Below are 24676 nucleotides of genomic sequence, written 5' to 3'. Positions count from 1 at the left end.
TTATCTGAATATACATCTACACATACCAATATTGTTTGACCAGAATTACATCACTAATGGAGATCTATGACTAGTATCTTTGAATGTGAGTACTGTGAAAGAAAGCTTCCAAAATGGATGGATACTGGCGGAAGGAAATGTACAGACTGCTCTGATAACACCGATACCCAGCAGGTACTTGATGAGCATCGAGACGATGCTTCTGTCTCCGAGACACAAAGTAGCAGACCTCCATCCCAAACTACTGACCTTGGATTTCAACGTGATGGCACCGGATATCAAGGATCTTCCGAACCAGAAGTGGTTGACCTAAACGATAATGAGTCAACAAAGGCTTCTAATGATCTAGAGGTATCGCCAGAGGCAAACTCGGAATCAGAGAACGAAAGTATCTCACGTGGGCCATCACGTCAAGACCTGTCTAAAGATCCCACCGTGCAACAGTACCACCAGCCTACAAAGCCCGAGGCTCACCAAGATCTTCCTGATTGTGATGTGTTCACGTTGGGAGAATACTTCGTAGATGATTATCAAAGAGACGCCTACTCAAGTCGGCTTATACGGTTATGTAAAGAAGGAGAACTTTCTGACCTCCCGTTTTTTGGATCTCATCTAAACACCTTCTTTAATCAACGTCTCGGTGGAAATTTCCAACCAGATCTCATAACAGTTTATCCGGGACACGAAGGCGGTGTTAGTGAGGGGCTCGAAGCTCTCGCTGAAAAAGTTACAGAGGGCCAAAATTTTCAATATTGTCAAGTATTATATCGCACCGAGGAACGCCTTCCCCAGCATAGACAAGCCGATAACCGCTGGGATAATCAACGAGGAAGTATTGAAACTCAAGGTAATGTCGACAATAAAACAGTCCTTGTCCTTGACGATATTTGTACATCTGGTGCCTCAATGACGGTAGCAAAGCACACTCTACTAGAACAAGGTGCAGATCGTGTCATCGGGATCTGTCTTGGACTATCGACCAATCAACCTGGTGAGTATGTTAAGCGAGTCCAAAATGAAGAACACACCATAGAGAATCTCATTTATGAGTAAATCACAGTCCCCAGAAGTTCAAGCAAAACTCCTTGCACTAACGGAATTGAGTGGTATCGGAGATAAGCGTGCACTCAGTCTTGTTGAAGCTGCTGGCGGAATTGATTCTGTCTTTGAGGCATCGTTGGAGAAATTCCGCGATCTCCATTATGTGGACCAAGCTACGTATGACTCTCTACAGAAGCTTGATGAGACAATCGAACAGTATATCGAGCGAATCACTTCTGCATCTGAGGAGGGCATCTCACTTCTAACCCCTATCGACGACGAATATCCTGACAAACTTCTCTCTCATCACGCACCATTGACGCTATTTTTAAAGGGGGATTACAGCCTACTTGAGGCCAATCGTCTCTCGTTTGCAGGTTCTCGGGACGCATCAGATGAAACACTAGAATGGACGCAAGAAGTGAGTTCCACCCTTGCCGTAGAGGGTTATTGTATTGTGAGTGGAGGAGCTTTTGGTGTGGACGCCGCTGCTCATGAGGCAGCGCTTGACGCTGGTGGTAACACAATAATCGTGTCCCCAAGCGGGCATAACAACCCGTACCCAGCTGCTAACGCAGAATTATTCGATCGGGTAGAGCAAAACGGGCTGATCATATCTCATCGCTTTCCTGACGAGGAGCCTGCTCGTGGTGGGTTCCTTTACAGAAATAAGACCAATTCAGCCCTTAGTTCTGGCATTGTAATCGCGGCCGCTAGTAAAGACGGAGGGTCAATGGCACAGTATGAAGCAGCAATCAAGCAGGGTAAGCAAGTCTTTGTCCCAGCTAAAAGCGTAGGGGCGAATCCGAACGAAGGGCTGCGACAAATGCGTTCCTCTAACCAAGCCAGTATTATTGAATCAGCTAATGATCTCTTGTCTAAAGATAGTTCGCAGGCGGGGCAAAAGACGCTTGGTGACTGGTAGATCTTATCCTCAGAATTCCGCTCCGAATGCTCGCTGTCGGTGACTGACTATCCTCATCTCACGCGATGCCGCGTGCTGAGTTACTCTGTGATCTCACCGTCAAGTTCGTCGCCGTCGATCTCGATGATGTCACCGTCACCGACATCAAGCGTATCTCGAAGCATCGTAAGCTTCTCATCTGCCTCCTCACGCAGTTCTTTGGCCGTCTCGAGTCCGACTTCACCGTCTTCAAGCGTTTCAGCGATTTCTTCAAGACGATCAATTGTGCCGCCAATATCGACGTCGTCGCGCTGACTCATATCTGTGTGATTACCGCCCAGCCTTTTCAACCCTCAGAGAACACCCACGGCGAGTGCCAGCAGCGTAAGCCCCAGCACAACGAGCAGTACGATGATTGCAATCCGGAGGCGTCGTGTCTCACTCTCACTAGCTTGTACGCGGGCGTCGGTTTCGACTTCGCGGTACCCATCTTCGATTCGAGCTTCGAGCGTCCCAAGTTCACGGTCAACGCGTGTCTGATACGCCGTGTCGATCCGCGATTCAAGCCCTCCGACTCGACGCCGCCCAGCCCGAACAGTCACCGCATCCGTCTCCGCAGCATGTTCGAGGGCCTGGTACGCATCATTCAGCTGGGTTTCGATCGCAGTCAGCCGCGACGTGACAAGCGCCTTGTACGCGACCGTGATCCGGTGTTCAAGATCAGCAGTGCGTTGCCGTGTCGCCTCCCGAGCCTGCGCTCGTTGTTGAAGCGTTTGGAGCCCGGAGTCAAGCCGTTGGGTGAGTGTCGCCACGCGATCGGTGACGACCGAGGTGTAGGCACGATCCACTCGGTGTTCAATATCGGCGACGCGCTGGCGAACTGAAGCGAGGTCTGGGGCGACCGCCACACCAGCGTCGGTAGGCGTCATCGACCGGTGATCCGCTACCGCCTCCGCAAGTGTCTCGTCATCTTCGTGCCCAACCGCAACGACCGTCGGCGTCGCACAATCAGCGATCGCCCGAACAACCGGTTCCTCGTTGAAACACCACAGATCTGCGTCAGCGCCCCCGCCACGCGTCACGACAATCACATCGATCGTCGAGTCCTGCTCTAGTCGTCGTACCGCAGTAACGAGTGAGGCGACTGCGGCCTCGCCTTGGACTGTCGCGCCACAGACTGTAATCGAGACTCCCGGATGTCGGGCCCGGACCGCCTCCTCGAAGTCACGGCGAGCGGACCCAGCTAGCGACGTCACAACCCCAATGTGACGTGGGTACTCTGGCAGTGGTTGCTTCGCGGTCTCATCAAGCAATCCATCTTCCGCGAGCTCGGCCCGAAGCGCAGCGAGGTCCTCTGACCGGTCCGATTCCCCGACCGGCCAGAAGTTCTTCACCGCGAGCTGGGTGCGGCCATCATCGTGATAGAAATCAACGGTTGCGCGAACAATCGTTTCAGTTCCCTCCTCCAACTCATGGGCAATCGCCTCGCGTTGGTGGGCCCACATGATACACGAGATGGTGGCGTCATCGTCTAAATCGCGTAAATCGAAGAACGTCCCGAAGTCGTACCGGTTCACATCTGAGACCTCACCGACGACATATGACGGGAGCCGATCCTGCGCTGCATCCAACACCGACCCAATCTCCGCGTTCAAATCCCCAACTGACCACACGTTCCCTTCCGGAACAGATGGATCCTCTGGGTGCGGATCGTACGTATCGGCCATCTGGTCTGCGGTTTTATCTCTCACGGCTTGAGTCTGGCTCTGTTCCGTAGATATCTACCCATCGTATTCAGAAACCGGGNGCCATCTGGTCTGCGGTTTTATCTCTCACGGCTTGAGTCTGGCTCTGTTCCGTAGATATCTACCCATCGTATTCAGAAACCGGGTAGGGGGTAGAGTGAATAGATTCTATCAGTCACTCAATAGCTGTCCGAGTTGCGAAATATTTGTATCTTCGAAAATTTCATCCGGGTCCACCTCTCGGAGTGGAGAATCATCGGGTACATAACTATAGACCAGTCCTGCACAGGCCCCCGCAATTGTTCCCTGCTTCGGTGTAAATGGAACCTGCGCCTGCTTTCCAAGGCTTGAACCAGTCTGTGCGCCCTTCATAATCGTCTCTGGGTCCGTCCGTAGTACCCAATGCTTGTAGGATTCAGGAGAGATTCGTTCTGCAATATATCGGGCTGTTCCGATGCTCGCACCGGTCCGCCGTTCGCTATACTCAGGGATATCAAACTTCTCACCGAAGTCAGCACCTGCGAGCCCTCTATCCAATAGTTCATCTGGGTCGATTGATCTAGTTGAAGCTTCACCTGTCGCGGTATGGTGCGCTTTTAGTGCTGTACCAGCGAGGGTTGCAGCGCCAACTAAAACGGGTGTTGAGTAGCTTGTCATTGCGACGTAGCTGAGGGATCTAGACCCAACCCGGAATCCCGCTTCAACTGACGCCTGCCAATCTACATTCTCACGCATACTCCGCAGATCCGCCAACGTAGACGACGACACAGTTCCACTATTTTCAGTAGTGCTACTCGATCGATTAGTGGAGGTGGCCGCTCCGTTTGGAGAACCAATCCCTGTCTGTATGCCACTAGAGGAGCGCCGTAACGTCTCTAACTCGTCAGAAGTCACTGTCAGATCCGCTAGAAACTGAACCGCACTATTCACTTCTGCTTCCTCATGCTCTGGGTTGATGTACAGCTCTAATTTTGAATCCACCGTTGTAACATGAAGTTTGTATACAATATCATATCGAGATTTATCACTTGCTTCCCCATCAAACTCCCACACCTGATCGCTCGATCTAGAGTAAGTAGCCTCAATGTCGACTAAGTTCTCTATGCGAGCAGATGCAAGGAAATCCCCGCTTGGATCACCCAATATTATCAGTATTCGTTGATCTGTTATCACAATCAGCGGACGATATCCACCTTCTTCAGCGAGCGCTGAACCACTCTGTTCGTCACGAAGGTATCGACTCTCCTGTCGGTCCCGAAGTACGATGGTTTTGTTTGCGACAAAAATGTAGTGAGGTGTTTCGCCCTCAGAGAGGTACCCGATTATCGGCCGATCTCGGCTACGGTGTTTGAGTAAGTCATCTTCAGAAATAAGCCGTGAGATAAAACCGCTTTTGCGTTTTGTAAGGCGTTCAAGAGTAACACGGTCAGATTCTGCTTGGCCCACTAGTTCCTTAGCATACTCATCGTCCCACCAACCGGCACTGTCGGGATAGTCAACCAACCCGGTTTCGGACTCACACTCATGACAGTGACCGATAACCGCCGGGACTGATGCCCCACACACTTTACAAGTTGCCATATACCCTGATTATATTGAGTGTTGATAAATTTGTGAGTTTAATATTTATTATTCCATATGTTATCAGAATCAGACAATACCGTATTAAAATGTATTGAGCGATTTTCTGATCTGTGGTACCACCGGACTGCGGCTAGGTGTCAGTTTGAAAGTCGATCTCTGATCCGATCAATCAATGTACCTCCCTTCTCGGGTTTCCACTCAAAGCGACCGTACATGATGATAAGTTCATCTGCCATCTCTTCCCATCCAACGGTGTCGTCTTTTTGCAGATAACGTATTACTGCCGGGCCACTACCTCGGGGAACAACCTGATAGCGTCCTCCCCGACTTTGTCCTTCGATAATGAGTGTATCCTCGAACGCGAGGGGCTTGGTATCAACGACTCGATACTCCGAGCCGTGGTTGTGGTTTTCTGTTTCCCAAACCACAGAATACATCACCGCTTCATCACTCTCGATATCCGTAGCAATGTCTGAAATTACATCTGTCAAATTTTGATATGCCTGAACTGGTGTCGAATACTGGCTCTGGTCATGTTGGATCGCTGCCTGACTCATGCTCTTTTATGTGATTATGAACGTAATAAACAGTACCGGTAGTCGCGCATTCTTCAGCGACCCACTGTTGCGGACAAGAAATACTTACAGAAACCAATTTCAACAGAACTGACGCCGTCGAACACAACTTCCCAATCACCGCCACAACCATACCAGAAAAAAGCCGCCCGAAAGCGGGTTACGCCTCGGTGTCGTCGTCCCGCAACGCCTCAAGCGCCTCCTCTAACAACATCNCCGCCACAACCATACCAGAAAAAAGCCGCCCGAAAGCGGGTTACGCCTCGGTGTCGTCGTCCCGCAACGCCTCAAGCGCCTCCTCTAACAACATCTGAACGCTCTCCGCAGCAGCCCCTCCACCTGTCTCATCCTGATCCGCCTCGTCTGTTGGCTCACCCGCATCTGACACGACCTCGGCGGCAGTCTCCTCGCCCCCATCGGCAGTCACCTCGCTCGCCCGCGCCGCCGCGTTCCGTATCGCATCGCCCTCGTCTGACCCTCTTGCCGCCGTCGGCGAATCCTCCTCATCTGACCCTTCCTTCGAAACCCGCGGCCGCCCGCCCCTGCTGAACGCGTCGAGGGGAAAGTCGTACATCTTCGAGCGCGTCTCCTTGTAGAATGTGCCGCGCCGCGAGACGTCGAACACCTCCATCACCGTCTGTCGGTCACACCCACGGTCAAGCGCTCGCCGTACGAGCTCGTCTTCTGTTCGTTGGACGAGCAGTTTGGGATCGTCTGGGATGTGGCCGCGAGCGGTCGTCACGATATCATCGAGTAAACCCCACTCTTGGGTGGCGATATCTTTTGTCACAAGCGGCTCTGTCCGCTCAGTCACTTCATTATCGAGCCCGCCCAAATGCCACAACCGCTCTCGAACAGCCGTGACGGTCATCTCAACTGTTAATTTGTCCGCAATCTCCTTTGTGCGGAGTGGGCCGTTGTCATAGAGGATCCGTAAAATCTCGTACTCGTGGGACTTCAATTCCTTGTCATCGGCCTCCGTCAGTCGGATGGGTACATCGCTGGGCGTCGATCTCATGTGATGCCACGAGTGGCAACTCCGGCACACCGTGAGGAGGTTCGCTGGGTCGTGTTCGCCGACAGCATCCGGATCCCGATCTGCGTGGTGGACCTCGAGATCTGCCAGGCCGCCAGCGGCTGGCGCTTTCACATTACATATCCGGCAGCGATACCGATCGCGTTCGAGCACCTTCTTCTGCGTCGCCTGATCCACCGTCTCATTCCGCTCTGCGTCCGAGCCCATCGACGCCGTCTCTACCTGGTCCGATGGCGTCTCTGTATCGGCCGGCTCCTCGTCCGCTGTTGCTTCGTCGTCTGTGCCGTCAACCGTCTCATCGTCTGCTGCGTCTGTCATATATATCGTTCCGTAGTCGATTTCGCACGCACTGCGACCGCCAGCATCGCTCATCCTCCTGGTGTATCGCTTCAATCAGTGGCCCCGCTTGGGGACTCTACGCGCCGCAACCGCTCACCGAGCCGGACTCACGCGTCCCGTGTCGGCGTCAACGATTTCACGTTGAACTCCGCCTTCCCGCAGTACCGCTCAGCAACCCGGCCGAGCGCCTGCGTCCGCAGGATATCTGCCACGTTATGCAGGACGAGTTCGTCGAATCGCCCCTCCTCGAAGGCGGTCACCGCCGCCGCACTGTCCTCGAACGGATCGATATCACTGTGGGACCCGTCGCCGAGCAGCTCGTACACAGCCGCCAACCCGTGTTGTTCCTCGCCGTCAACCGTCGTGTTGAACCGATCCGAAACCACCGGCAACACGTCCGCGTACGGCACATCCACGAACGGCCACGCCAACTCATGGCGGGCAAACCGGGTCCGCAGAAACGGTAGATCGAACCCACCGCTCCACACCTCGCCGTTGTATGCGATGAGTAGCACATCTGCGTCCTGTATCCGCTCGGCGACGAACTCTGTCACCGCCGCCAGCAACGCAGCCTCATCGGGGTGTGTTGAGATATTCACGAGTGTCTCCGCCAGCCGCGCTTTCACGCTGGCCTCGATGTCGTCACTTCCCCGCCCGCTAGTCTGCGCGAACGCCCGCACGCCCATCGGCAGTGCGAATCCGACAGTCGTCACTTCATCGTCGACGTCGAAGCCGGTCGTCTCGATATCGAACGCCACCTGGTCGAGCATTACGCTACACCCCGCTCTGGCACACGATCGTGACTGGCCGGCCGCACTCGCAGTTCACCGAACCCAAACCGCGCATGCGTCCCCAGCCGTCGCACGCCGTTCTTTGCCGTCTGTACCGGGTCGTTCCCAGTGTAGCCGACGAGTTGCCCGTGATCGACTGTCGCCAGTTCGTACATCTTCTCCCCAGCGAGGCGCTCCTCGCGGCGACGCAACCGGCGGTCTCGTGTCGGCGCATCGCTCCCCAGGCCCGTCACCGACGTGTCCCACCACCAGGGTACCGACTGGGCGTCTGCGTCCGGTGCCTCACTTTGGAGGACGTACGGTGTCACCAGCTCGATGGAGTACGCGTCGTGCCCCCGCAGCCCATCGAACGACAGTGCGTCGAGATCAACCACCTGTGAGTCGACAAGCGACACTTCTCCAAATCCGTAGTTCCGAGCACCACCCAGCTGAATCCCATCGAGTACGGTCTCATCAAGCGGGAGCACGCCTTCGCGCTCGCTGTGGAGATACGCGTGGACGTACCATTCCACTCGGCGTTTCGAATTCCGCTGGTGTTCGGGGACGCCGAAAAACGACTCTGGCGCGACCGTTAGCCGTCCCCCGTGGGATTGGCGATCCATCGTGTTCTGGGCGTCCCGGGGCCGAGAGGGCAGCAGCCATCGCTGGGCCGCATCTCGAAACAGAAACAGGTCCTCGTACGTCTCAACCGGTGGCAGCGACCCACCGAGTTTGCCGGCGTACCCATTTTGTGAGTGTGACTCAGGGTAGGAGCCGTACTCTGACGGCGCGAACATCCCATGACTTACTTGTAGTTCGCGTCGGGCTTGGTCATCGACGTCGGACGCGATCGCCTGAAACAGCGCGTTGCCCGATACGTGGTATGGCCGCCCCGCATACGGGGTCGACAGCTTGAACACCAGCTGTTGGATCGTCGTCACGCCACACCCCCTCCGATTCGAGTGGAGATTGTAACACGTTCACGTAACACACGATCGGTAGCTGTGGTAGATCGACCCGCCCACAGCAGGCACCCACGATCGACTTGGGCGTACAGGGGCGTCGCCCGCCATCGGCACGCACACACGTGTCCGGCATGGTGGCTCGCAGCCCGCCCCGCGGATTCACGGCCCGACCATTCCGCTGGGGCGCTGGGGTGTGAGTTTGTTTGGCTTCGCCCGAGTGTGAGGTGGTCTGCGCCCCCAGCTGTCGTCGACATTCGTCGAGCCGACAGTGTCGCGGGCGCTCCCGGGCGGGCCAGCAGACGTCGACGCCCACTCACTGGTGACGCCGGCGGACAGTCAGTCCGGCCCACAGGCTCACCGCACGACCATATCGCATGGGTAGGGTTGGCGGCTCGCCAATCACGATCGTGTCCGCGGGTCACTCGCTCACCTCCGTTGTCCCGCGCGTATCCTCCGCGACAGCGTCTTCGATGTACTGTAGTGCCGTCGACCATGACCGGATGCGGCGGAGTTGTGCGTCGATGTGTCGCCACCATTGTGCCTCCCGGCCGAGGGGCGACCCTGACACCCGACTCCACACGTCTGCGAACGATTCGGCTGGCTCTGGCCCAAGCCACGCTGCGGGTCCATCTGGTGACGCCGTCAGCCGCATCGTCACCGCTTCCGTCCACAGTATCGTTCGGTGTGGGACCACGCAGTCCGCGTCGAGTGCAGCTTCTCGTCTCGCTGCTCGATCAGCGTTCCGTGGTGGCCCGTCCGGCGTTGGCTCAGCAACCAAGTACAGGTCGTCAAATGCGTGGCCCGCCCGATATGCGTCGAGCAGTGCTGCCACCACCAGTACGTGGTATTTGAGCGACGAGTATGGGAGATACACCGACTCGTTCACCAGCGCCGCAGTCTCGCTCGTCAACCACGCTGCGTGGAGCTCGTCTGACGAGCCATCGATCAACGGCGTAATCGCGGTATATTGTACGGGGACCGCCCCCGTTTCAAGTACCGAGCCCGTGAGCAGCGACAGCCGCGCCGGCGACGCGTGATTTGCGACTGTCTGTTCGGGTTCGCCATCTGGCCGGCTCAGCAACGCCGCATCTCGATCCGCCTGCATCGGGACTGGTTCGTTGACCGCCACGTCGAACAACTCGTCACGCCCCGACCCGTGCTGGCGACCGCGCAATTTGTGGATGTCATGGCGGTACGCGATCGCCATGTCCACGCTCGCGGCCTCATCCGTTGCCGCCGGGGGCATTATGTCGCCCCCGTATCGCCGTTAACCCGCTCTTGAAGCGGTTTCACGAACTGCTGACGCACCGACTCCCGCCACAGGTCGTCCTTCCACGTCATTCCTGAGGTGGCGTCCTGGGCGCGATTGTACACCCGCTTGATCTCCGCGTCCGTGTACAGCGGGTTGATGACGCGCGCCTCGGCCATGCCCGCCCCGAAGTTCCGCGCGCCGCCAAGTTGGAGTTCGAACTCGTCGCTATGTGCATCGAGGTAATCGACCGCCTCGACGAGCAGCCCAACGTACTCCGGCTTCAGCTCTCGCAGCGAGAGTTTCCACGTCCCCACCAAGTTGCCGACGACGTCTCGGGACGCCATCCGCAGTGGTTGCCCGTCGTCCTCGGCGTTCCGTGAGCGTACCTGCGTGTTCAGTTGGCGGTAGTGCGCTTCCGCTTCGCCTTGGAGGACGTCAACTTGCCGGCGGATCGGCGAGAACCGGAGCGGTCGGCGTACCAGTCGCCCCGCACGATCGTTGAACCCGCCGAACAAGTCGTAGAGGACGCAGCCCGCATCGTCGTCGACGCACGACCCCTTCTCGTGATAGCCCGCGTCGAGGTCGCGCTCGTACACGTCCTCGAGCATGTAGTCCGCGTTTGCTTCGCCCGGGTGGCACGCCGTGCCGCCCGCCACCTGAATCACTCGTTCACAGCCGTGTCGTAGCCACCCTGAGAGTGGGAACGGAGACACCATCCCGCCGATTTGGTTTTGTGGGTCGTCCGCCTCGTAGCGGTCGGCAGAGGCATGGTGGCGGTCCGTCACGATCCCATCGCCCGGTGCGAGGAGTGGGATTTCGAGCCCCACGTACAGGCCCGGGAGTGTGAGCCCCTCGATGTCGTCTGGGAGCGACATCTCGTGGTCGAGGGGTTCGGTGTCGAACTCCGGAGGCATTACTCGGCCCCTCTCTGATTGGTCGCCTGTTGGTGGACCTGCTCGTTGTGTTCGGCTTGGTGTGTTCCGTCTCTCTGAGAGTAGTCGGCCGTGTGCTCAGTAGTCCCTTCGAGTTGTGTGGACCCGCGCTCGTGGATCCCCTCGAACAGCGGTGTCGGGCGCTTCTCGGAGGTGTCAGTCTCGCGCGTCGTGTTCTCGCCGATCGTGTAGGCGTCGCTTGTTCTGGGTCGGCTCGCCACGATCGGTTCTGGGGCGAGGAGTACCAGCCACGATGATTGAGTCGCCGCGTCAGTACACAGGCCGATGCGGCCCGTTACGACGAGTTCGTGGACGCCGCGCATGAACTCTGTCGGGTGCGCGTGCTCGTCGTCCCCGCACATCACGTATCCGATTTCAAAAATGGAGTTGCTAGCCGCCCGGAAGGCATACGTGGTCAGCTCGTCGCCTTCGCGGAGCTCACGGCCGCAGATTTGACATTCTGCCGGCCCTTCTCCGAGCGCAATTTTTTGTAGTTTGTTTATAGATTCAATTAACTGTTCACCGATAACCTCTTGATACCTCAGATTTGATTGTATCATGGGATTCTCACGTCCGTGGGAAACCCAGCCCGGGTGTCACTACCACCCAGGCATTCGTTCGATCGTCACGCCCCGTCGGGGCTGGGCTCCACATCCATTAGGAGAACTCATAGCGGTAAATACCTTTCGGAGTTCTCATAATGGTGGTGAAAATACCGTCAGGACTAATCAGAAGCGAATAGAAGCGTTAAGCAATGCCCGGCCGTGATGAAGATACTGGTCAATATACTGGCCAATACCCTACGCAGGATTTCCTTGATGCCATTAATGAAGAAGGGGGAATGGCCGGAACGGGAGAAATTGCTGATCGGGGGGGTTGTGCGCATGATACTGCATATAAGCGCCTCCAAGTAATGGAAGAGAAAGGTTTGGTTACATCTCAAAAGGTAGGAAACGCTCTCCTCTGGGTTAATAGCCAGGATAAGTAGATATCGCCAATCATCATTCTAAGCGGCATATAGGAGGAATTGTATTGTTGAAGCCTCCTACAATAATTATATATCTGACAACTAATTAGGGAAACGTGTAAATTGTAACGCCGAAATTGTGTGTACAATGGAGGCCGACACAATCGCAGGAATCAGTACTGATTCGATTATTGTTATGACTGATTCCGCAACTGGTGGAAGTGATCGGGGAAACATGGGTTGGCTTCGAAGCCTTCCACTTCTATCGAAGTGGGGAGTCACAGACTATACTTTTCCAAATTCTTGGCTCGGATATGGATCGTCGGTTACCTTTGACGAAGTTCTAATTGGTGAAGATAACTGTTTTGAGTACTCTATAACTCCCGGACTTGAATTCACCTACCACCTCTACGGTTCGGATAGCACTTGGTCGGAGATTTCTGAGCAACACCTTTGTCAGTACACCAATCAAGAGGTTGAAAACAAAGGGAAATCAAGCACGACCCAGAAACTCATTCGCGCCTATAATGAAGACCAGTTAGACAAGTTGTTTCTCGTAGTGGATCGGTCCGATTTTCGACTTGACGATGCTGATCGAGAAAAGCCGTTAACTGAAACAATCGAAAACGTCGCAGAATTCGGATATGAGGGAGCCGCAATCTACTACATTCAGCATGAACTGCCCACTCATTACCTCTCTCTTGATGAGACTCTGAACATCTGGATTCATGAAGCAGCAGTTGAATACGCCAGTAGTATGGATCGAGAGCCAACACGAATCGCAGACCTGTTCGAGTTTTCCGAAGTACACCCTAGTGTTCGAACTTGGGATTTCTTTGAATTTCTCGCGTCACAAGTTACTCGAGACGACATGGAACATATTCAGGCAACAATTCGGCCTTGGGTCGAAGCAGACATTTCCGTAATCCGCGACCACATTCTGAATGAACTCCAAAAGTTCGATTTCGAAGCAGAACAGGTAAGGGATTATCGTCAAGCAAATACTGAATGACACGCTTAAAAAAACTAATCTCTGGGATAGGACCTTGTAAGCAAACTAACCCGATACTCACCTCAAAATTCCACAATAATGTGATCATGGGTGAAATATCTGCGGCGATTTGGAGGAAGAATTGTCAAGAATAATTAATGGTCTCTCTGTATCTAGGAGCGTATTTATTTCGTATTCCTTCAATTTAAGGAACAAGTTTATTAAATAGGCCATGGTCCTTTGAGAGGAAGTAGCAACCCGATATAGTCGGGCAAATTCACAGATGTCACTACTAGGACGTAACGTAACTGGCGACGACACATTGGCCCTATGGAAGCACATTGCTCGTTGTGGACCCATCGAGAGATCGGTACTTCTCCAACGCTATTACCCGGGAGATGCTAATGACCCTAACCAGAGTGATTCTCGGAAAACGCTAGAAGATGCAATCGACTTCCTCGAGGAGTCAAACCAGGTTGTACAGAAACAAGATGGGTATATCATTAAAGACAAACACTTGGAAGCTGTTTCTCCCCGAGTAGCACTTTTAAAAGGCCTGCGTGCGCAGACCGGAGAAGACGCCGCATATCTCGGTATCCTTGATACCCTCACTGAAGAAGATGAACGGTACTTCGATACTAAAAATCAGTTAGAGGACCTGCTGAGCACAAAATGGAGTTCGATCAGCTGGACAAAGAACAAAATCAATTACTGGGCACGAACTATGTCCATGTTGGGAGTAATTTCACCCGTCAATAGCGATTCTGACGAGAATTACACCCACCTACTGTCGATTTCCCAATCGTTGCTTTTGGATCTACTAAAAGATAGTTTTGCTCCAAACACACCAATCAAGATAGAGTCAATGATGAAGAAAATCGAGAAGACGTATCTACCGGTATATGCCACAACGAACAGAAATACAATGGCTCAATACTTCGAGCAGGCTCTGAAACAGGCAGAGTTGAACCATTCTATTGAACTTGATCAGGCAAGTGACTTTGGAGGAGTAGTCGAAATTAACGGGCAGAAATATAATGAGCTGACACTCCGAGTGAGTGATAATTGATGAGTACTATATATCCGAAAAACTGGGATGCAGAGGTTGTTGACAAATATATCACACAGGAGGCCCAACAAAAGAATCGAGACGAGTTTGAAAAAACTCACGTCCCGATCAATCGAATCCGAGTTAAGGAGAACAAAGCCTTCGATACTTGGTCTAATGAAGCCGAGAGTCTCGTATCAGAGGATATTGTTCTAGAGACAGTCACAAAATCAACAAAAAAGGACACAAACAGACTATTCTTTGTCGTCGGAGAAAGTGGGAGCGGGAAATCTGAACTCTGCCAGTGGCTAGATTATCAGATACAAGATGAAACCGCGACAGCCGATGATGATGAGTTCGCGCATAAACCGATACTCATTCCACGACACATCCGTGAACCACGGGAGGTCGTCGAACTTCTCACCGAAGATCTTGAGGGATGGGACTTTGAGGACGCAAAGTATTTGCGAGATCTCCCGATGGAGGGTATTTATCGAGAGGTAACAGGAAAGATTATCAATCGGTTCAAAGGAAGTCAGGAAGCGACCGTTAATTTCCTGAAAGACGACGCGTTTGAGTCGAAAGTTCGATCCAACTTAGAGACATATGTCGATGCGTTCGACGATCCTGACGCAAGTGTTAGTTTCGAACCGATTGAGCAGGATGAACTCGGTTCCCTGTTAGAAAAATTCCCAGATGTAACAAGAGAACACGAACACCATCAGGTTGAACCATCAGAGTATCTCTACCGCGAAATCAAGACGGGGGCTACCGAAGCTGTTTCAGACATGCTCTCCGCAGGTGACATCCGAGATATCCTTAGGGATATTGACGAGGCTTTTAAATCTCAAAATCGCCGACCGGTACTGATCATTGAGGACCTAACTGGTTTCACAGTTTACGACCATCAAGTACTATCATTCTTTTCTGATCTAGGAACTGCCCATTTTGATGTGGTCATTGGAGTAACGACTGGCGTCCATCAAAACGTAATTGACCAGCGTCGAGCGGATGTCGCTTCACAGGATACCATCGATGACCGAATACAGGCCCGGTTGGAACTTACTGAGGACGCCGAAGACGGTTCTGGCTCTCGGACACTCTTTTTACAACAGGAGAACGTCCATATCGATCTCGCAAGAAATTATCTCAAAGCAATTAAGGAAGATTCAGATATTGAGTATCAGCCGTCTCTACCCCGAGGACAATCTGAAGATGACATTGAAGAATCATTCGGCAACTGGCTGTATCCGTTCAACCGGGAATTCCTTGACCGAATTTATCACAATCTACAATCGAAGAACGTTACCAAGCAGACACCAAGAATATATCTCAATTTCGTAATTAGCGAGTTGCTAGATAATCAAAACCCACCATTTGAACATGCTGAGAAACTCAAACAGCGACTCGGAAACATCGACAATAGGCTAGATCCTAATTATAACGGCCCAGACGAACAGGTTTTGAAGTGGTACGGAACCGACGAAGGTGAACAGTACACAGTTAACGCAGAAATACCCCATTCGTTCGATATTGATAGCGATGGTCGGGCACCCACTATTGGTGGATTTGAGGAAATTTGTCCCGAGTGTAGCGCAGGGATCAACGTAACCGGAGAGAAGTGGACCTTCCCAGAATGCGGGTATGAACATGAAGATGGGCCTTCGTTGAGCGGTACCTTCACCGAGCAACGAAACGAGTTATTAGCATGGGTTCGAGGTGAGTCAGATTTCAATCAGACATCAAATATTGAGGATGGGGCTCAACGAATTATTACTTACTTCTTTGACAAGCCCAATAGCCTACGCATTCCTGGATGCCGGTCGAGCGACGCGGCATATCTCCGTTGGACAAAAGGATCTGACCGGGTTCCGATACACGTTCGTAATGCGGATCAGCCCAGTTACACCCAGATCGAACTCACGAGAGATATGAATCAGTCCATTCTCTTAGATCTGCTTCGTATCGGAGTTTGGGAGGATACCGACCTCAGAAGTCTCGAACGGAAAGACAACATCAACCTCGAACAGTTGAGAGAATGGGCCAATAATGCCGTCACTGACCTACGAAAAGATCTTGAAATGGACATCAAAGAGACATATGGTGTGACATTAGACGAAGTCGCTCTCTTTGGAAAATATCTCCTCAACGTATTCTCGGGCAACGGAACCGAATTTAACGCAGAAACGCTCGCAAGGCCCGTGTCACAGAGAGCCATCTCACAAGTATACACACGAACAGACTTCGGTGGAAATGTTAAATCACTCAAAGATAATCTAGAATTATATAATGGCCTGTTCCATGCGCGGTTCCACCTTCGCCGAAACATGGTGGAACACGATCGCCTCGAAGACGCAATAGCCTCACTTGATCTGGAACAGTTGATGATCAAAATCAGAAATATAGAAGGAAAAACTACTGGGTTCAAAATCGGTGAAACCCGGAGAGAAAGCACAGACTTGGACGGGTTCTTAAAATCGAATTCATATAATATTCGAGGCCTGGCACGAGATATCAATGAGTACGATGAGGTATATGCCGACGACCTATCTGCTGCGAGATCCGACCTTACAAAACTTCATGACTCTTTACAGGGTATGAATAGCTCTCTCGATTTGTCTGGGCTTGAAGACGCGTATAAGCCTCTTGGAAGGCCAAAACCAGATGTGTTGGATGAGATTAGCGCGTTGGACGACGAGGAATTAGATGACTATCTTGAAGATCTCTCTTCTGTGGTTAATCGTGCCAGAGACTGTGAAAGTGTCTGGGAGTTCCTAGATATTCAACGAGATGTTGGGAGAATGAAATACAGCCAGTGGTCAGAGATCCACTCGGCACTGAGTGATTTTGTTGACGAGTTAGACACAGTTGAACAGGATCTAAAGAATACAATTAAAGAGTTAGAAGAAGAAGCGTTTGACCCAGATAAAACGCCGTATGAGGGTGTACGGACGGAAAGTCAGAAACTAGTCAGCGAACTTGGTGAGGATCTCTAATGGGGCAGAAGCACGCCAAAGATTCCGAGTTAGTACAAAGTCGGATAGAGACGCTGGTCAATAAAAGCAAAGAAGCGCAAGACCTGAACGAAGACCTCGCGGATATTGAGAAGAAACGCGAACGCGCATCAAATAAAAACGATGCATTTCGTGATCTAAAAAACAAAATTTCTGAGACACGCGAACAGCACCAAAAACTCGATACTTGGTCAGACTATGCAAGCAGAATGGACCTTGAGATCCCGAAAGACAATATCTCGAACTTGGAATCTGATGTCGAACGTGAGCTCCGGTCACTGACAAGCAAGGGTTGGGATGATTTTGACGATGCTACTGCCGTTCGAGATGTCATCACGAAGTTTGAGAACCATCGAGAAAGATTTCGTGAACTTACCAGTACAGTTCGAGAGACTGTTCAGGATGATGTTACCGAAGAGTTGGATTCGGTAGATCGAACTTTGACGCTACTTCAAATACCGGATATCGGGGATAACGAAGCCTACGAAACGTGCCGTAATTACCAGTATTTTCTGAACAAACTAGCAGATGGCAAACCAAGAGATGATATTACACCTGAGAAGTGGGAGTCACATCATGACAAGTTTCATGAATTGAGTATTGATCTTGGCGACGACCTGACCGGCGATGCAAAGGATGTCATCTGGTCACTGTTAGAAGATGAGACGGTGACGCTCGCAGAAATAGACGAAGCTGTGTTGGACGATCTTAAGACATTCAAAGAATTCAGCAGGCGGCTTTCGATCCAATTCACAACCAACCCATGAGTACTTTCGACCCAATCGAACTCGGTGAGCATGCACAGGATAGCTACGCAAAATACCTCATTGGGGGGAATCAGCGGGGCTATCAGGGTCTCCTTGATCAGTTCGTAGCCGATGAGGAGCGATCGAAAGAACAACAGCTGATCCGATCGAAGGGCCCGTATTTAGAGGGAGTACCAGCCGCTGCTTGGAGTGATACCCCGTGGACGGAGTTCGCTCGCAATGTAAGCGGCGCATTTGCACCCAACGGGCTAGATAAGCCTATTATCGACGCGTTCACGGAAGAGAACTTCAAATATCTACAGCGTCATCAAGAAGAGGCTATCGAGTGGCTTTCCGACGATAAGCACGCCCTCATCGCAGCTGGGACAGGCCGAGGAAAAACTGAGTCTTGGTTCATTCCGATTCTACAGTACGCACTACGGGCCAAACGAAACAAGCTAGACGGCGTCCCAGTCAACGGAATCAAGGCTGTCCTAACCTACCCAACGAAGGCGCTGGCACAGGACCAACTCAAGCGCTTCATCGAGTATCTCTGGCTAGTCAACGAGAAAGCCGATTTGCCTGCAGACCAAGAGATTACTATAGGAGTCTACGATGGTGATACCCCTTACAGTAATTATGTACCAGGAAGCAATAAGGACACTTTCACGTACCTTATCGACGCCTTCGAGCACTTCGAACTTCCGAGTACAATAGCTGAAAAAACGGCCCTCGATAAGGAAACACTCGAAGAAGTTCCACCGAACGTCTACGTTGAGAGCGAGAAAAACGAGTATCGGCTCAAACTTATCGAAGAGTATGGCGGGCACACCCTAGACTTTGTACACTTGACTAGGGACAAGATGCATAAATCTCCGCCGGACATTATTTTGACAAACCCGGATACGATTAATTATCGGCTTTTCAATGTCAATGACGAGCAGGCCCATCGAATGTTTGTGGACCAGCCGAAGTTCTTAGTCTTCGACGAGGTCCATACGTACGAGGGGTTGTTCGGAGCTCATGTGTCGATGCTCGTCAAACGTCTCCGTCGACTCCGTGAGGAGCGAGGTATCGACGATCCGTTGCGGATGGTCGCGTCTAGTGCGACGATCGACGAGAGAGAGGAACTCTTCCAACGTCTACTCTCGATTCCAACTAACGAACGTGATAAGTCATACACACTCATTGAAGAGGTCACACCAGACGAAGTTCTCACGGATCCGGGTCGATTACCCGAACCGCTGACGAAACAGCCCTACACCGCTGCGGAATTTGCGGGAAATGCCACACATGACCGTAGTGGGGAAACCAACCAGATTCGATCCCGACTGGGATTGGACTCCGATACGGACATTGAGACGGCTCTCGAAGAAGAAATTACAGAAGGATCGTTGTATTGCCTAGAGCATCTGCATCGTGTTCTCCAAGATTCAGACAATGAAGCGTACGACATCCCTGCCGCTCCTACTCCTGAAGACTTTACGGAGTATATTGAGAGAACCTATGGTATCTCTTCAGACGCAGCAGAAGTGGCTGCCAGCAATGTCCTGACATTGTTCGAACTCGCAGATTATGAAGTCCGGATTCACCTGTTCAACTGGCCTGTCGACGGCTACTACAAGTGTGTTCACTGCCACCGAATTTACTCGAAACCGCAAGCATGTGACTGTCAGGGCCATGAGAAACAGACGTCTTTCGTCACAAAAATACGACTCTGTCAGAACTGCGGCGAGCAGGTCTATGAGGCGTGGTACTGCCCAGACTGCGCCACAGTACGGCCAGTAACTCAAGAGACAGAGGGTGAGTATCTCTACGCATCAAAACCGGAGTGTAACCATCCCGATCACGGAGATCTCACTCGAATCTATTGGACTCCGGAATACACCTGTGAAGATTGTGGGCAGACAGAACACCCGACGGAGGGCCTGAATAATTGTAAGTGTGGTGGCGTACTGACCCGAACATCAGAGGGTACCGTATGTAAGAACCCGACATGTGATATTGAACAACCACAGGCCGATAGCGGTTGCTCATATTGCGGTGGCTCTCTAACTTTGGGCGAAGATATCGCTCGAGAGTGTAGTGACCCAAAATGTGACCACCACAACGAGAATCAGGATGGCCTCAATTGTAGTGGCTGTGACGCTCCCCTGATCCCAAAATATTCGCTATCCTGGGTTTGTACGAACGAGAACCACTCAAAGCGCCTCAGACCTCGTGATCTACAAGACGGCTGTGAATGCGGACGGAACACCTTCGTACTCCCTGCCTATATTGATACTCAAGAGGCAGATTTTTGTGAGGCTTGTAACGAGGATCGCTCGACAGACCTCTATTATTTAGCAGGAACCGGGTGTAATATCGAAGAGCACTCTGATTCAGATATCGTTCGGATAAACAAATCCTTCGGACTCAAGTCTGCCTACCGCGATTCGAACGGGAATGTTCGGCTTGATTCAACGGGGAAGGCCTCACACGCACTACCCTGCTATCACGGCCGGAGCCGCAACTATGACTCACTCATGCGGTCTCCCAATAACGCAGGGGTGACCATGAGTCAGTTCATGCTCCGAGAACTGGCTGACACGAACGACTCTCAGTACCAGTCAAAGATGATGTCTTTTGCAGATTCTTACCGCGATATGGAGCGGATGGCTAACGACTTCGAAGAACCAGAGCGGGAACTCTTCATTCAGCAACAAATCCTTAGTCATGTAGAAGACCACGGACCAGTCTCGCTAGAGGAACTCCTTGAAGGGACGATAAATGAAGCCCGAAGCTATTGGGATGAGATGGATGCCAGCGACGATATCATCAATGACGTAATCGGCTACGGGAGATGGAGAGGATCGCTACTCGGTGAACTCATCCCCGGAAACTACTTACTTGTAAACGGGAATATCGGGCGGAAGTATGGTCGCCTAGTGAACGAGGGTATGATTGATATCTCGTTCAACATAGTTCCCGAAACACCAGCACAGCGATCCCTTTGTCGCCATCTTTTAGAAGACAATCGCCAGCCGCGACAGAACCTGCTGAAAGCACTCCGTAAAGATGAGACGATCGAAAATCCGGTCGGTGTACTCAATCGACTGAAAGAACGCGGAGTAGTTACCGAGGATAGCCAATTTGATCGAGTCGAACTTTCTCTTGATGCGGTGAATGTACACTTTGTTGGGTCTGACCATAGCATCCACTATGATTATCATAGAGACTCGTTTGTGAGCACTGCTGGGATACAGGTCAGAAATAATTCCAAGAGTGGGCTCGTCGACTACCATTCAAGCTATCACGATCGAGCCACTATGGAGTCGCCGTTTTTTAATCGGACCGCATACCGGGCTTCGACAACGAACCCACGACTACTCACCAGCCAGGTCTACAAAGGTGATGTCCCAGCTGACGAACGACGCCGGATCGAACACGAATTCAAACATGACTCAGTTCCGAACTTCCTCTCTACGGGACCGGCGATGGAGATCGGGATTGATATTGGTGACCTAAACACGTTGTTGCTTGTTGGGACGCCACCAAACACTAACGCATATCTTCAGCGGATCGGACGTGCAGGGCGTGATGCTGGCAAATCACTGGTCACAACAGTTAGCAAGCGGAATCCAATTGACTTCTACTACCATAAGAAACCAAGCCAACTCATTAGTTCAGGAGAAAAGCCCATTCCACTTGACCAGCATAACGAATACGTTCTGAGTGTCTCACTAACTTGGGCAATCATGGACTATATCGCTGCCCGGTATCATATACCGTGGCAGCAGGTAGACAAAGTGGAGGGAAAAGAGTTCACGAAACCAGACCCTGATGAATGGAATCGCTACCGAAATGATGAGCCACGAACAGCGCCCCCGACGGATTACAAGACGTTTACGTATCTGTATAATCGTCCTATCGATCAGATCGATCACGGGCGGATATTCACCATACTAAAGCGTATCGTTGAAGCCGACGAAGCTATACGGCCGTGGCTTACGTCCTTACTTGATTACAACTACTGTCGGAACTGTAATCACATCTTTTCGGTAGGTGTGACGGGTAAATGTACCGAGTGTGGAGAAGTAGATGTCACACACGCAGCGACAGAATACAAGGATCTCATTAGCGAAACACTCGAGAAGTTTAGCGAACGGTTGGTCTTGGCTGCATTCAACTACCGACAGCGACTTGAGTCAGAACTCAACGAATTTAAAGAAGAAATTCGTCAGAAGGAGGACGCGTCAAGTGGGCTCGGGGGTTTCTCGAGTGGATTTGATGAAGATGACCAATCCGATGAGTCGGACGAGGAACTGCAAGCAGATATCGATCGGCTCAAAATTCAACGTGATACCGTCCGAGAGCTCATCAACGAGTATGAAGGCTCGAAATTCTCTGATATCCACAAGCGCTCGGGTGTAGCTGCGTATGTCCCGAATATTCGGTCGTTCAGTCAAAGCGTGAACGTCAAACGGCGGTCCTTAAGCGAACACGGACAGTTAACAGTGGACTCAAAAGATGCTTGGAATCGGGACTCCGCAATGGCGTTGCGTGAACTACACCCATACGCATACGTTCTCCGGAACAAACAGGGCTACGTTGTCACACGAATCGTAAAAGACAACGAAGGGACTCGTGAGCTAAAAGAGGAAGTCGGCGCTGAACAGCTACGATGTGATCGATGTAACTTCATCACTAGTTGGAGTGGGCAACAGGCCTGTCCTGACTGCGGGGCAGGCCCTACAGACCTCTCAAAAGTTGAACCACTAACAATAAATGAGGTCGAAATTACTCAGGACAGTGTTACAGAGAACGACATGGACATCACGGACGTGTATTCCCTCTCGGACTACAGTACCAACCCTCGAAGCACGTTTGCCCAGATGTCTGCTGAGATATCAAAATTTGATACGCAGCGATCGCTACAGATTACGACCGCTGACGGTGATTCCCTCTTTACAGTAGATTACGGTGAGATCGGAATCATAGAAACGGTTGACAGTTACACAGCTAGCTACGATAGCGGGGAACAGGACCCGACACCACAACGGCTAAATCTGTGTATGGAGCAGGATTGTGGCAGTATTGTCGTACCGCGAGAGGACGGAAGCCGCCGGTGTCTCAGTAATCCTAACCACGACCCAGCTAAGCAGACAGAGGTTGCTGTCGGCAGAAAGTTTGAAACTATGGGTATTCGCATACGGAGTGGCTCCCATAATGATACGATGTTACATACATTAGCCCACGGATTGCGCCTTGCTCTCCAACGAACGGGTGGGGTCGATATCCGGAGTCTTCAGGAATCGTTCGAAGAGGGTGACGAGGAAGCATTCGTCTTCGAAAGCACTGTCGGCGGTAACGGCGTAACGGACTTGCTGTTCGGTACCGATGATGGAGTCTATACAGAACTTGTCGAGGCCCTAGAGGTCATGTACACAAACATCGATGGTTGTGATTGCGGTAGTGGTTGTCCTGAGTGCCTCTATCAGTACGGCTGTAGTGAGAACAACAAGGATCGTACGTTCTCGAAAGAGGGGTTCCGAGATCTGCTCGCTGAAGTGATGACTCAGGATCCCGGTAAAATCGTCTTAGATTAAGTATTTCCCAAAAATATCATGGAATATTCATTCTTGAAACCGCTAATCAAATCATCTGAAAGCGGGGTTTGGGGTGTCTCCCCAGAATCACTAATATTAGGAAGTATTTCTCGCCAAAGAACTGGGGCCGTAGAAAGCCAAGCACTCCGACGATACTACGATCTAGAGGTGCTCCGGACGAACTATGAGCCAGAATGGAATTCATTCCAACAAGGTATCGAACAGTTGTGTGCCGCGTGGTTTCCACCGGCAGTAGCTCACGCAGCAAGTACTGTTCCTCCGGATTCTGTACCCGCTTTCGTCGCTGGCGCAGCCTACTTCGACACTCCAAGTGGCATCACCAATCTGCTCGTTCAAGGGCAGGAGGCTATAGAGACGACAGACGCTGAGGATGTTGTGACAATGTCAAGACGCGATGTTCACGGCTATATTGACTCCGCTACGGAACGAGAACTTGCTCAATCCCTGCGAATCATTAGACCGGTCAAAGATGGCTATCGATTGAATCGTGAAGTTTTCGCACCAATTGCAGAAGGGTTCTCGAAATCTCGGTCGGAGGCAGCATATGCAACCCTCGATCGATTACTGTCTCATCTTGAAATAGAACAGCACAATTCGATTGTACCTTCTATTCTCGAAACGTTTGATATTCAGCCGCCAACCCCACGGCCGACCGGGATGAATGGCGCACTATCGGTGTACGTTCGGAATAATGCATTAGAGGACTTAGTCGAGGCCCTATTTGGAACAGAGTTGGAAACGGTGGTAGATGATTTGATCTCTCAAACCGAGCGAAAGCAAGCGCAACTACAAAAAACACTTGCCCTGAAAAGGTCATCCGAAACCACTACAGATTCCATAACCTGGCCATTTCCACCGTCTATCGCCGGGGTTTGTGCACTTGCTAGTCAGCGGGATGTTCCACTCGCAGCCGGATGGGTGGCAGAACAGACTGACCAGCACGAATTAGGCGTGTATACTGATCTACAGGACGCAGGTATCGAGACGACCTATGATGATGGTGTCTTGTTTTTCGAGAAGGTATATCCTGTTCCGGTGGACGAACCACCTTCCGTCGACGAGTATACTAATTGGGTTCAAACCCGACTGGGGGATCTTCAAGACCGCCTGGTATCACTCCACATTCTGCAGTCAGGTGTGTCAGGGATTCAAAAACAG

The 24676-nt window shown here is 51.8% G+C and carries 18 protein-coding genes; 8 read left to right on the top strand and 10 right to left on the bottom strand.

All coding sequences use genetic code 11. The annotated features are described in order from the left end of the window. Positions 1 to 66: 66 nt before the first annotated feature. Both C463_RS18000 and C463_RS17995 read left to right on the top strand, forming a co-directional pair. Positions 67 to 1053 (top strand): ComF family protein, encoded by a 987-nt coding sequence (locus C463_RS18000; RefSeq protein ID WP_080510845.1) that lies wholly within the window; start codon positions 67 to 69, stop codon positions 1051 to 1053. Then, positions 1046 to 1966: a DNA-processing protein DprA gene (locus tag C463_RS17995; protein WP_080510844.1), complete on the top strand. Its 921-nt coding sequence runs from the start codon at positions 1046 to 1048 to the stop codon at positions 1964 to 1966. Before C463_RS18000 ends, C463_RS17995 begins: the two co-directional genes overlap by 8 nt. Before the next feature lie 80 nt (positions 1967 to 2046). Here C463_RS17995 and C463_RS12090 read toward each other — a convergent pair whose 3' ends face one another. The 10 genes from C463_RS12090 to C463_RS12055 form a co-directional block, all read right to left on the bottom strand. Further along, positions 2047 to 2265 carry an exodeoxyribonuclease VII small subunit gene (locus C463_RS12090; protein ID WP_008444145.1) on the bottom strand — a complete coding sequence of 73 codons (219 nt, stop codon included), beginning with the start codon at positions 2263 to 2265 and terminating at the stop codon, positions 2047 to 2049. A 33-nt stretch (positions 2266 to 2298) separates the two neighbouring features. Continuing rightward, positions 2299 to 3672 carry an exodeoxyribonuclease VII large subunit gene (gene xseA, locus C463_RS12085; protein WP_008444143.1) on the bottom strand — a complete coding sequence of 458 codons (1374 nt, stop codon included), beginning with the start codon at positions 3670 to 3672 and terminating at the stop codon, positions 2299 to 2301. Between the two features lie 189 nt (positions 3673 to 3861). After that, positions 3862 to 5271 carry a hypothetical protein gene (locus tag C463_RS18765; RefSeq protein WP_152422416.1) on the bottom strand — a complete coding sequence of 470 codons (1410 nt, stop codon included), beginning with the start codon at positions 5269 to 5271 and terminating at the stop codon, positions 3862 to 3864. Between the two features lie 140 nt (positions 5272 to 5411). Next, positions 5412 to 5831, bottom strand: a complete 420-nt coding sequence (locus tag C463_RS18760; RefSeq protein ID WP_152422415.1) for a hypothetical protein — start codon at positions 5829 to 5831, stop codon at positions 5412 to 5414. Between the two features lie 274 nt (positions 5832 to 6105). Further along, the gene (locus C463_RS12080; RefSeq protein ID WP_008444134.1) at positions 6106 to 7203 is read right to left on the bottom strand and encodes an HNH endonuclease; all 1098 of its coding nucleotides are present in this window, start codon (positions 7201 to 7203) and stop codon (positions 6106 to 6108) included. 128 nt (positions 7204 to 7331) lie between these two features. Next, positions 7332 to 7994: a hypothetical protein gene (locus tag C463_RS12075; protein WP_008444133.1), complete on the bottom strand. Its 663-nt coding sequence runs from the start codon at positions 7992 to 7994 to the stop codon at positions 7332 to 7334. Beyond that, a complete protein-coding gene (locus tag C463_RS12070) occupies positions 7994 to 8935 on the bottom strand; it encodes a hypothetical protein (protein ID WP_008444131.1) in 942 nt (313 codons plus the stop codon). Before C463_RS12070 ends, C463_RS12075 begins: the two co-directional genes overlap by 1 nt. Before the next feature lie 442 nt (positions 8936 to 9377). Continuing rightward, the gene (locus C463_RS12065; RefSeq protein ID WP_008444129.1) at positions 9378 to 10205 is read right to left on the bottom strand and encodes a hypothetical protein; all 828 of its coding nucleotides are present in this window, start codon (positions 10203 to 10205) and stop codon (positions 9378 to 9380) included. Then, positions 10205 to 11125: a hypothetical protein gene (locus C463_RS12060; RefSeq protein WP_008444127.1), complete on the bottom strand. Its 921-nt coding sequence runs from the start codon at positions 11123 to 11125 to the stop codon at positions 10205 to 10207. Before C463_RS12060 ends, C463_RS12065 begins: the two co-directional genes overlap by 1 nt. After that, positions 11125 to 11703 (bottom strand): hypothetical protein, encoded by a 579-nt coding sequence (locus C463_RS12055; protein ID WP_008444125.1) that lies wholly within the window; start codon positions 11701 to 11703, stop codon positions 11125 to 11127. Before C463_RS12055 ends, C463_RS12060 begins: the two co-directional genes overlap by 1 nt. A 194-nt stretch (positions 11704 to 11897) precedes the next feature. Here C463_RS12055 and C463_RS17990 point away from each other — a divergent pair, with 194 nt between their 5' ends. The 6 genes from C463_RS17990 (at position 11898) to C463_RS17985 (ending at position 23497) form a co-directional block, all read left to right on the top strand. Then, a complete protein-coding gene (locus tag C463_RS17990) occupies positions 11898 to 12131 on the top strand; it encodes a winged helix-turn-helix domain-containing protein (RefSeq protein ID WP_008444124.1) in 234 nt (77 codons plus the stop codon). Positions 12132 to 12258: 127 nt separating this feature from the next. Continuing rightward, a complete protein-coding gene (locus C463_RS18755) occupies positions 12259 to 13122 on the top strand; it encodes a hypothetical protein (RefSeq protein WP_152422414.1) in 864 nt (287 codons plus the stop codon). A gap of 262 nt (positions 13123 to 13384) precedes the next feature. Further along, positions 13385 to 14170: a hypothetical protein gene (locus tag C463_RS18750; RefSeq protein WP_152422413.1), complete on the top strand. Its 786-nt coding sequence runs from the start codon at positions 13385 to 13387 to the stop codon at positions 14168 to 14170. Then, positions 14170 to 17145, top strand: coding sequence for a hypothetical protein (locus C463_RS18745; protein WP_152422412.1), 2976 nt, complete (start codon positions 14170 to 14172; stop codon positions 17143 to 17145). The genes C463_RS18750 and C463_RS18745 overlap by 1 nt, the downstream gene beginning before the upstream one ends. Then, positions 17145 to 17930, top strand: a complete 786-nt coding sequence (locus C463_RS12040; RefSeq protein WP_008444122.1) for a hypothetical protein — start codon at positions 17145 to 17147, stop codon at positions 17928 to 17930. The genes C463_RS18745 and C463_RS12040 overlap by 1 nt, the downstream gene beginning before the upstream one ends. Continuing rightward, positions 17927 to 23497 carry a DEAD/DEAH box helicase gene (locus tag C463_RS17985; RefSeq protein WP_080510843.1) on the top strand — a complete coding sequence of 1857 codons (5571 nt, stop codon included), beginning with the start codon at positions 17927 to 17929 and terminating at the stop codon, positions 23495 to 23497. Before C463_RS12040 ends, C463_RS17985 begins: the two co-directional genes overlap by 4 nt. Positions 23498 to 24676: the final 1179 nt, after the last annotated feature.

It is taken from the genome of Halorubrum californiense DSM 19288 (genome assembly GCF_000336875.1).
GTDB lineage: Archaea > Halobacteriota > Halobacteria > Halobacteriales > Haloferacaceae > Halorubrum > Halorubrum californiense.
The sequence above is the reverse complement of the archived record's forward strand: the minus strand, read 5'-3'. Positions and strand labels throughout refer to the sequence as shown.

Excerpts from the sequence above, each read along its gene's own strand:
- C463_RS18000 (WP_080510845.1), top strand. The coding sequence starts at position 67 with ATGACTAGTATCTTTGAATGTGAGTACTGTGAAAGAAAGCTTCCAAAA.
- C463_RS17995 (WP_080510844.1), top strand. The coding sequence starts at position 1,046 with ATGAGTAAATCACAGTCCCCAGAAGTTCAAGCAAAACTCCTTGCACTA.
- C463_RS12090 (WP_008444145.1), bottom strand. The coding sequence starts at position 2,265 with ATGAGTCAGCGCGACGACGTCGATATTGGCGGCACAATTGATCGTCTT.
- xseA (WP_008444143.1), bottom strand. The coding sequence starts at position 3,672 with ATGGCCGATACGTACGATCCGCACCCAGAGGATCCATCTGTTCCGGAA.
- C463_RS18765 (WP_152422416.1), bottom strand. The coding sequence starts at position 5,271 with ATGGCAACTTGTAAAGTGTGTGGGGCATCAGTCCCGGCGGTTATCGGT.
- C463_RS18760 (WP_152422415.1), bottom strand. The coding sequence starts at position 5,831 with ATGAGTCAGGCAGCGATCCAACATGACCAGAGCCAGTATTCGACACCA.
- C463_RS12080 (WP_008444134.1), bottom strand. The coding sequence starts at position 7,203 with ATGACAGACGCAGCAGACGATGAGACGGTTGACGGCACAGACGACGAA.
- C463_RS12075 (WP_008444133.1), bottom strand. The coding sequence starts at position 7,994 with ATGCTCGACCAGGTGGCGTTCGATATCGAGACGACCGGCTTCGACGTC.
- C463_RS12065 (WP_008444129.1), bottom strand. The coding sequence starts at position 10,205 with ATGCCCCCGGCGGCAACGGATGAGGCCGCGAGCGTGGACATGGCGATC.
- C463_RS12060 (WP_008444127.1), bottom strand. The coding sequence starts at position 11,125 with ATGCCTCCGGAGTTCGACACCGAACCCCTCGACCACGAGATGTCGCTC.
- C463_RS12055 (WP_008444125.1), bottom strand. The coding sequence starts at position 11,703 with ATGATACAATCAAATCTGAGGTATCAAGAGGTTATCGGTGAACAGTTA.
- C463_RS17990 (WP_008444124.1), top strand. The coding sequence starts at position 11,898 with ATGCCCGGCCGTGATGAAGATACTGGTCAATATACTGGCCAATACCCT.
- C463_RS18755 (WP_152422414.1), top strand. The coding sequence starts at position 12,259 with ATGGAGGCCGACACAATCGCAGGAATCAGTACTGATTCGATTATTGTT.
- C463_RS18750 (WP_152422413.1), top strand. The coding sequence starts at position 13,385 with ATGTCACTACTAGGACGTAACGTAACTGGCGACGACACATTGGCCCTA.
- C463_RS18745 (WP_152422412.1), top strand. The coding sequence starts at position 14,170 with ATGAGTACTATATATCCGAAAAACTGGGATGCAGAGGTTGTTGACAAA.
- C463_RS12040 (WP_008444122.1), top strand. The coding sequence starts at position 17,145 with ATGGGGCAGAAGCACGCCAAAGATTCCGAGTTAGTACAAAGTCGGATA.
- C463_RS17985 (WP_080510843.1), top strand. The coding sequence starts at position 17,927 with ATGAGTACTTTCGACCCAATCGAACTCGGTGAGCATGCACAGGATAGC.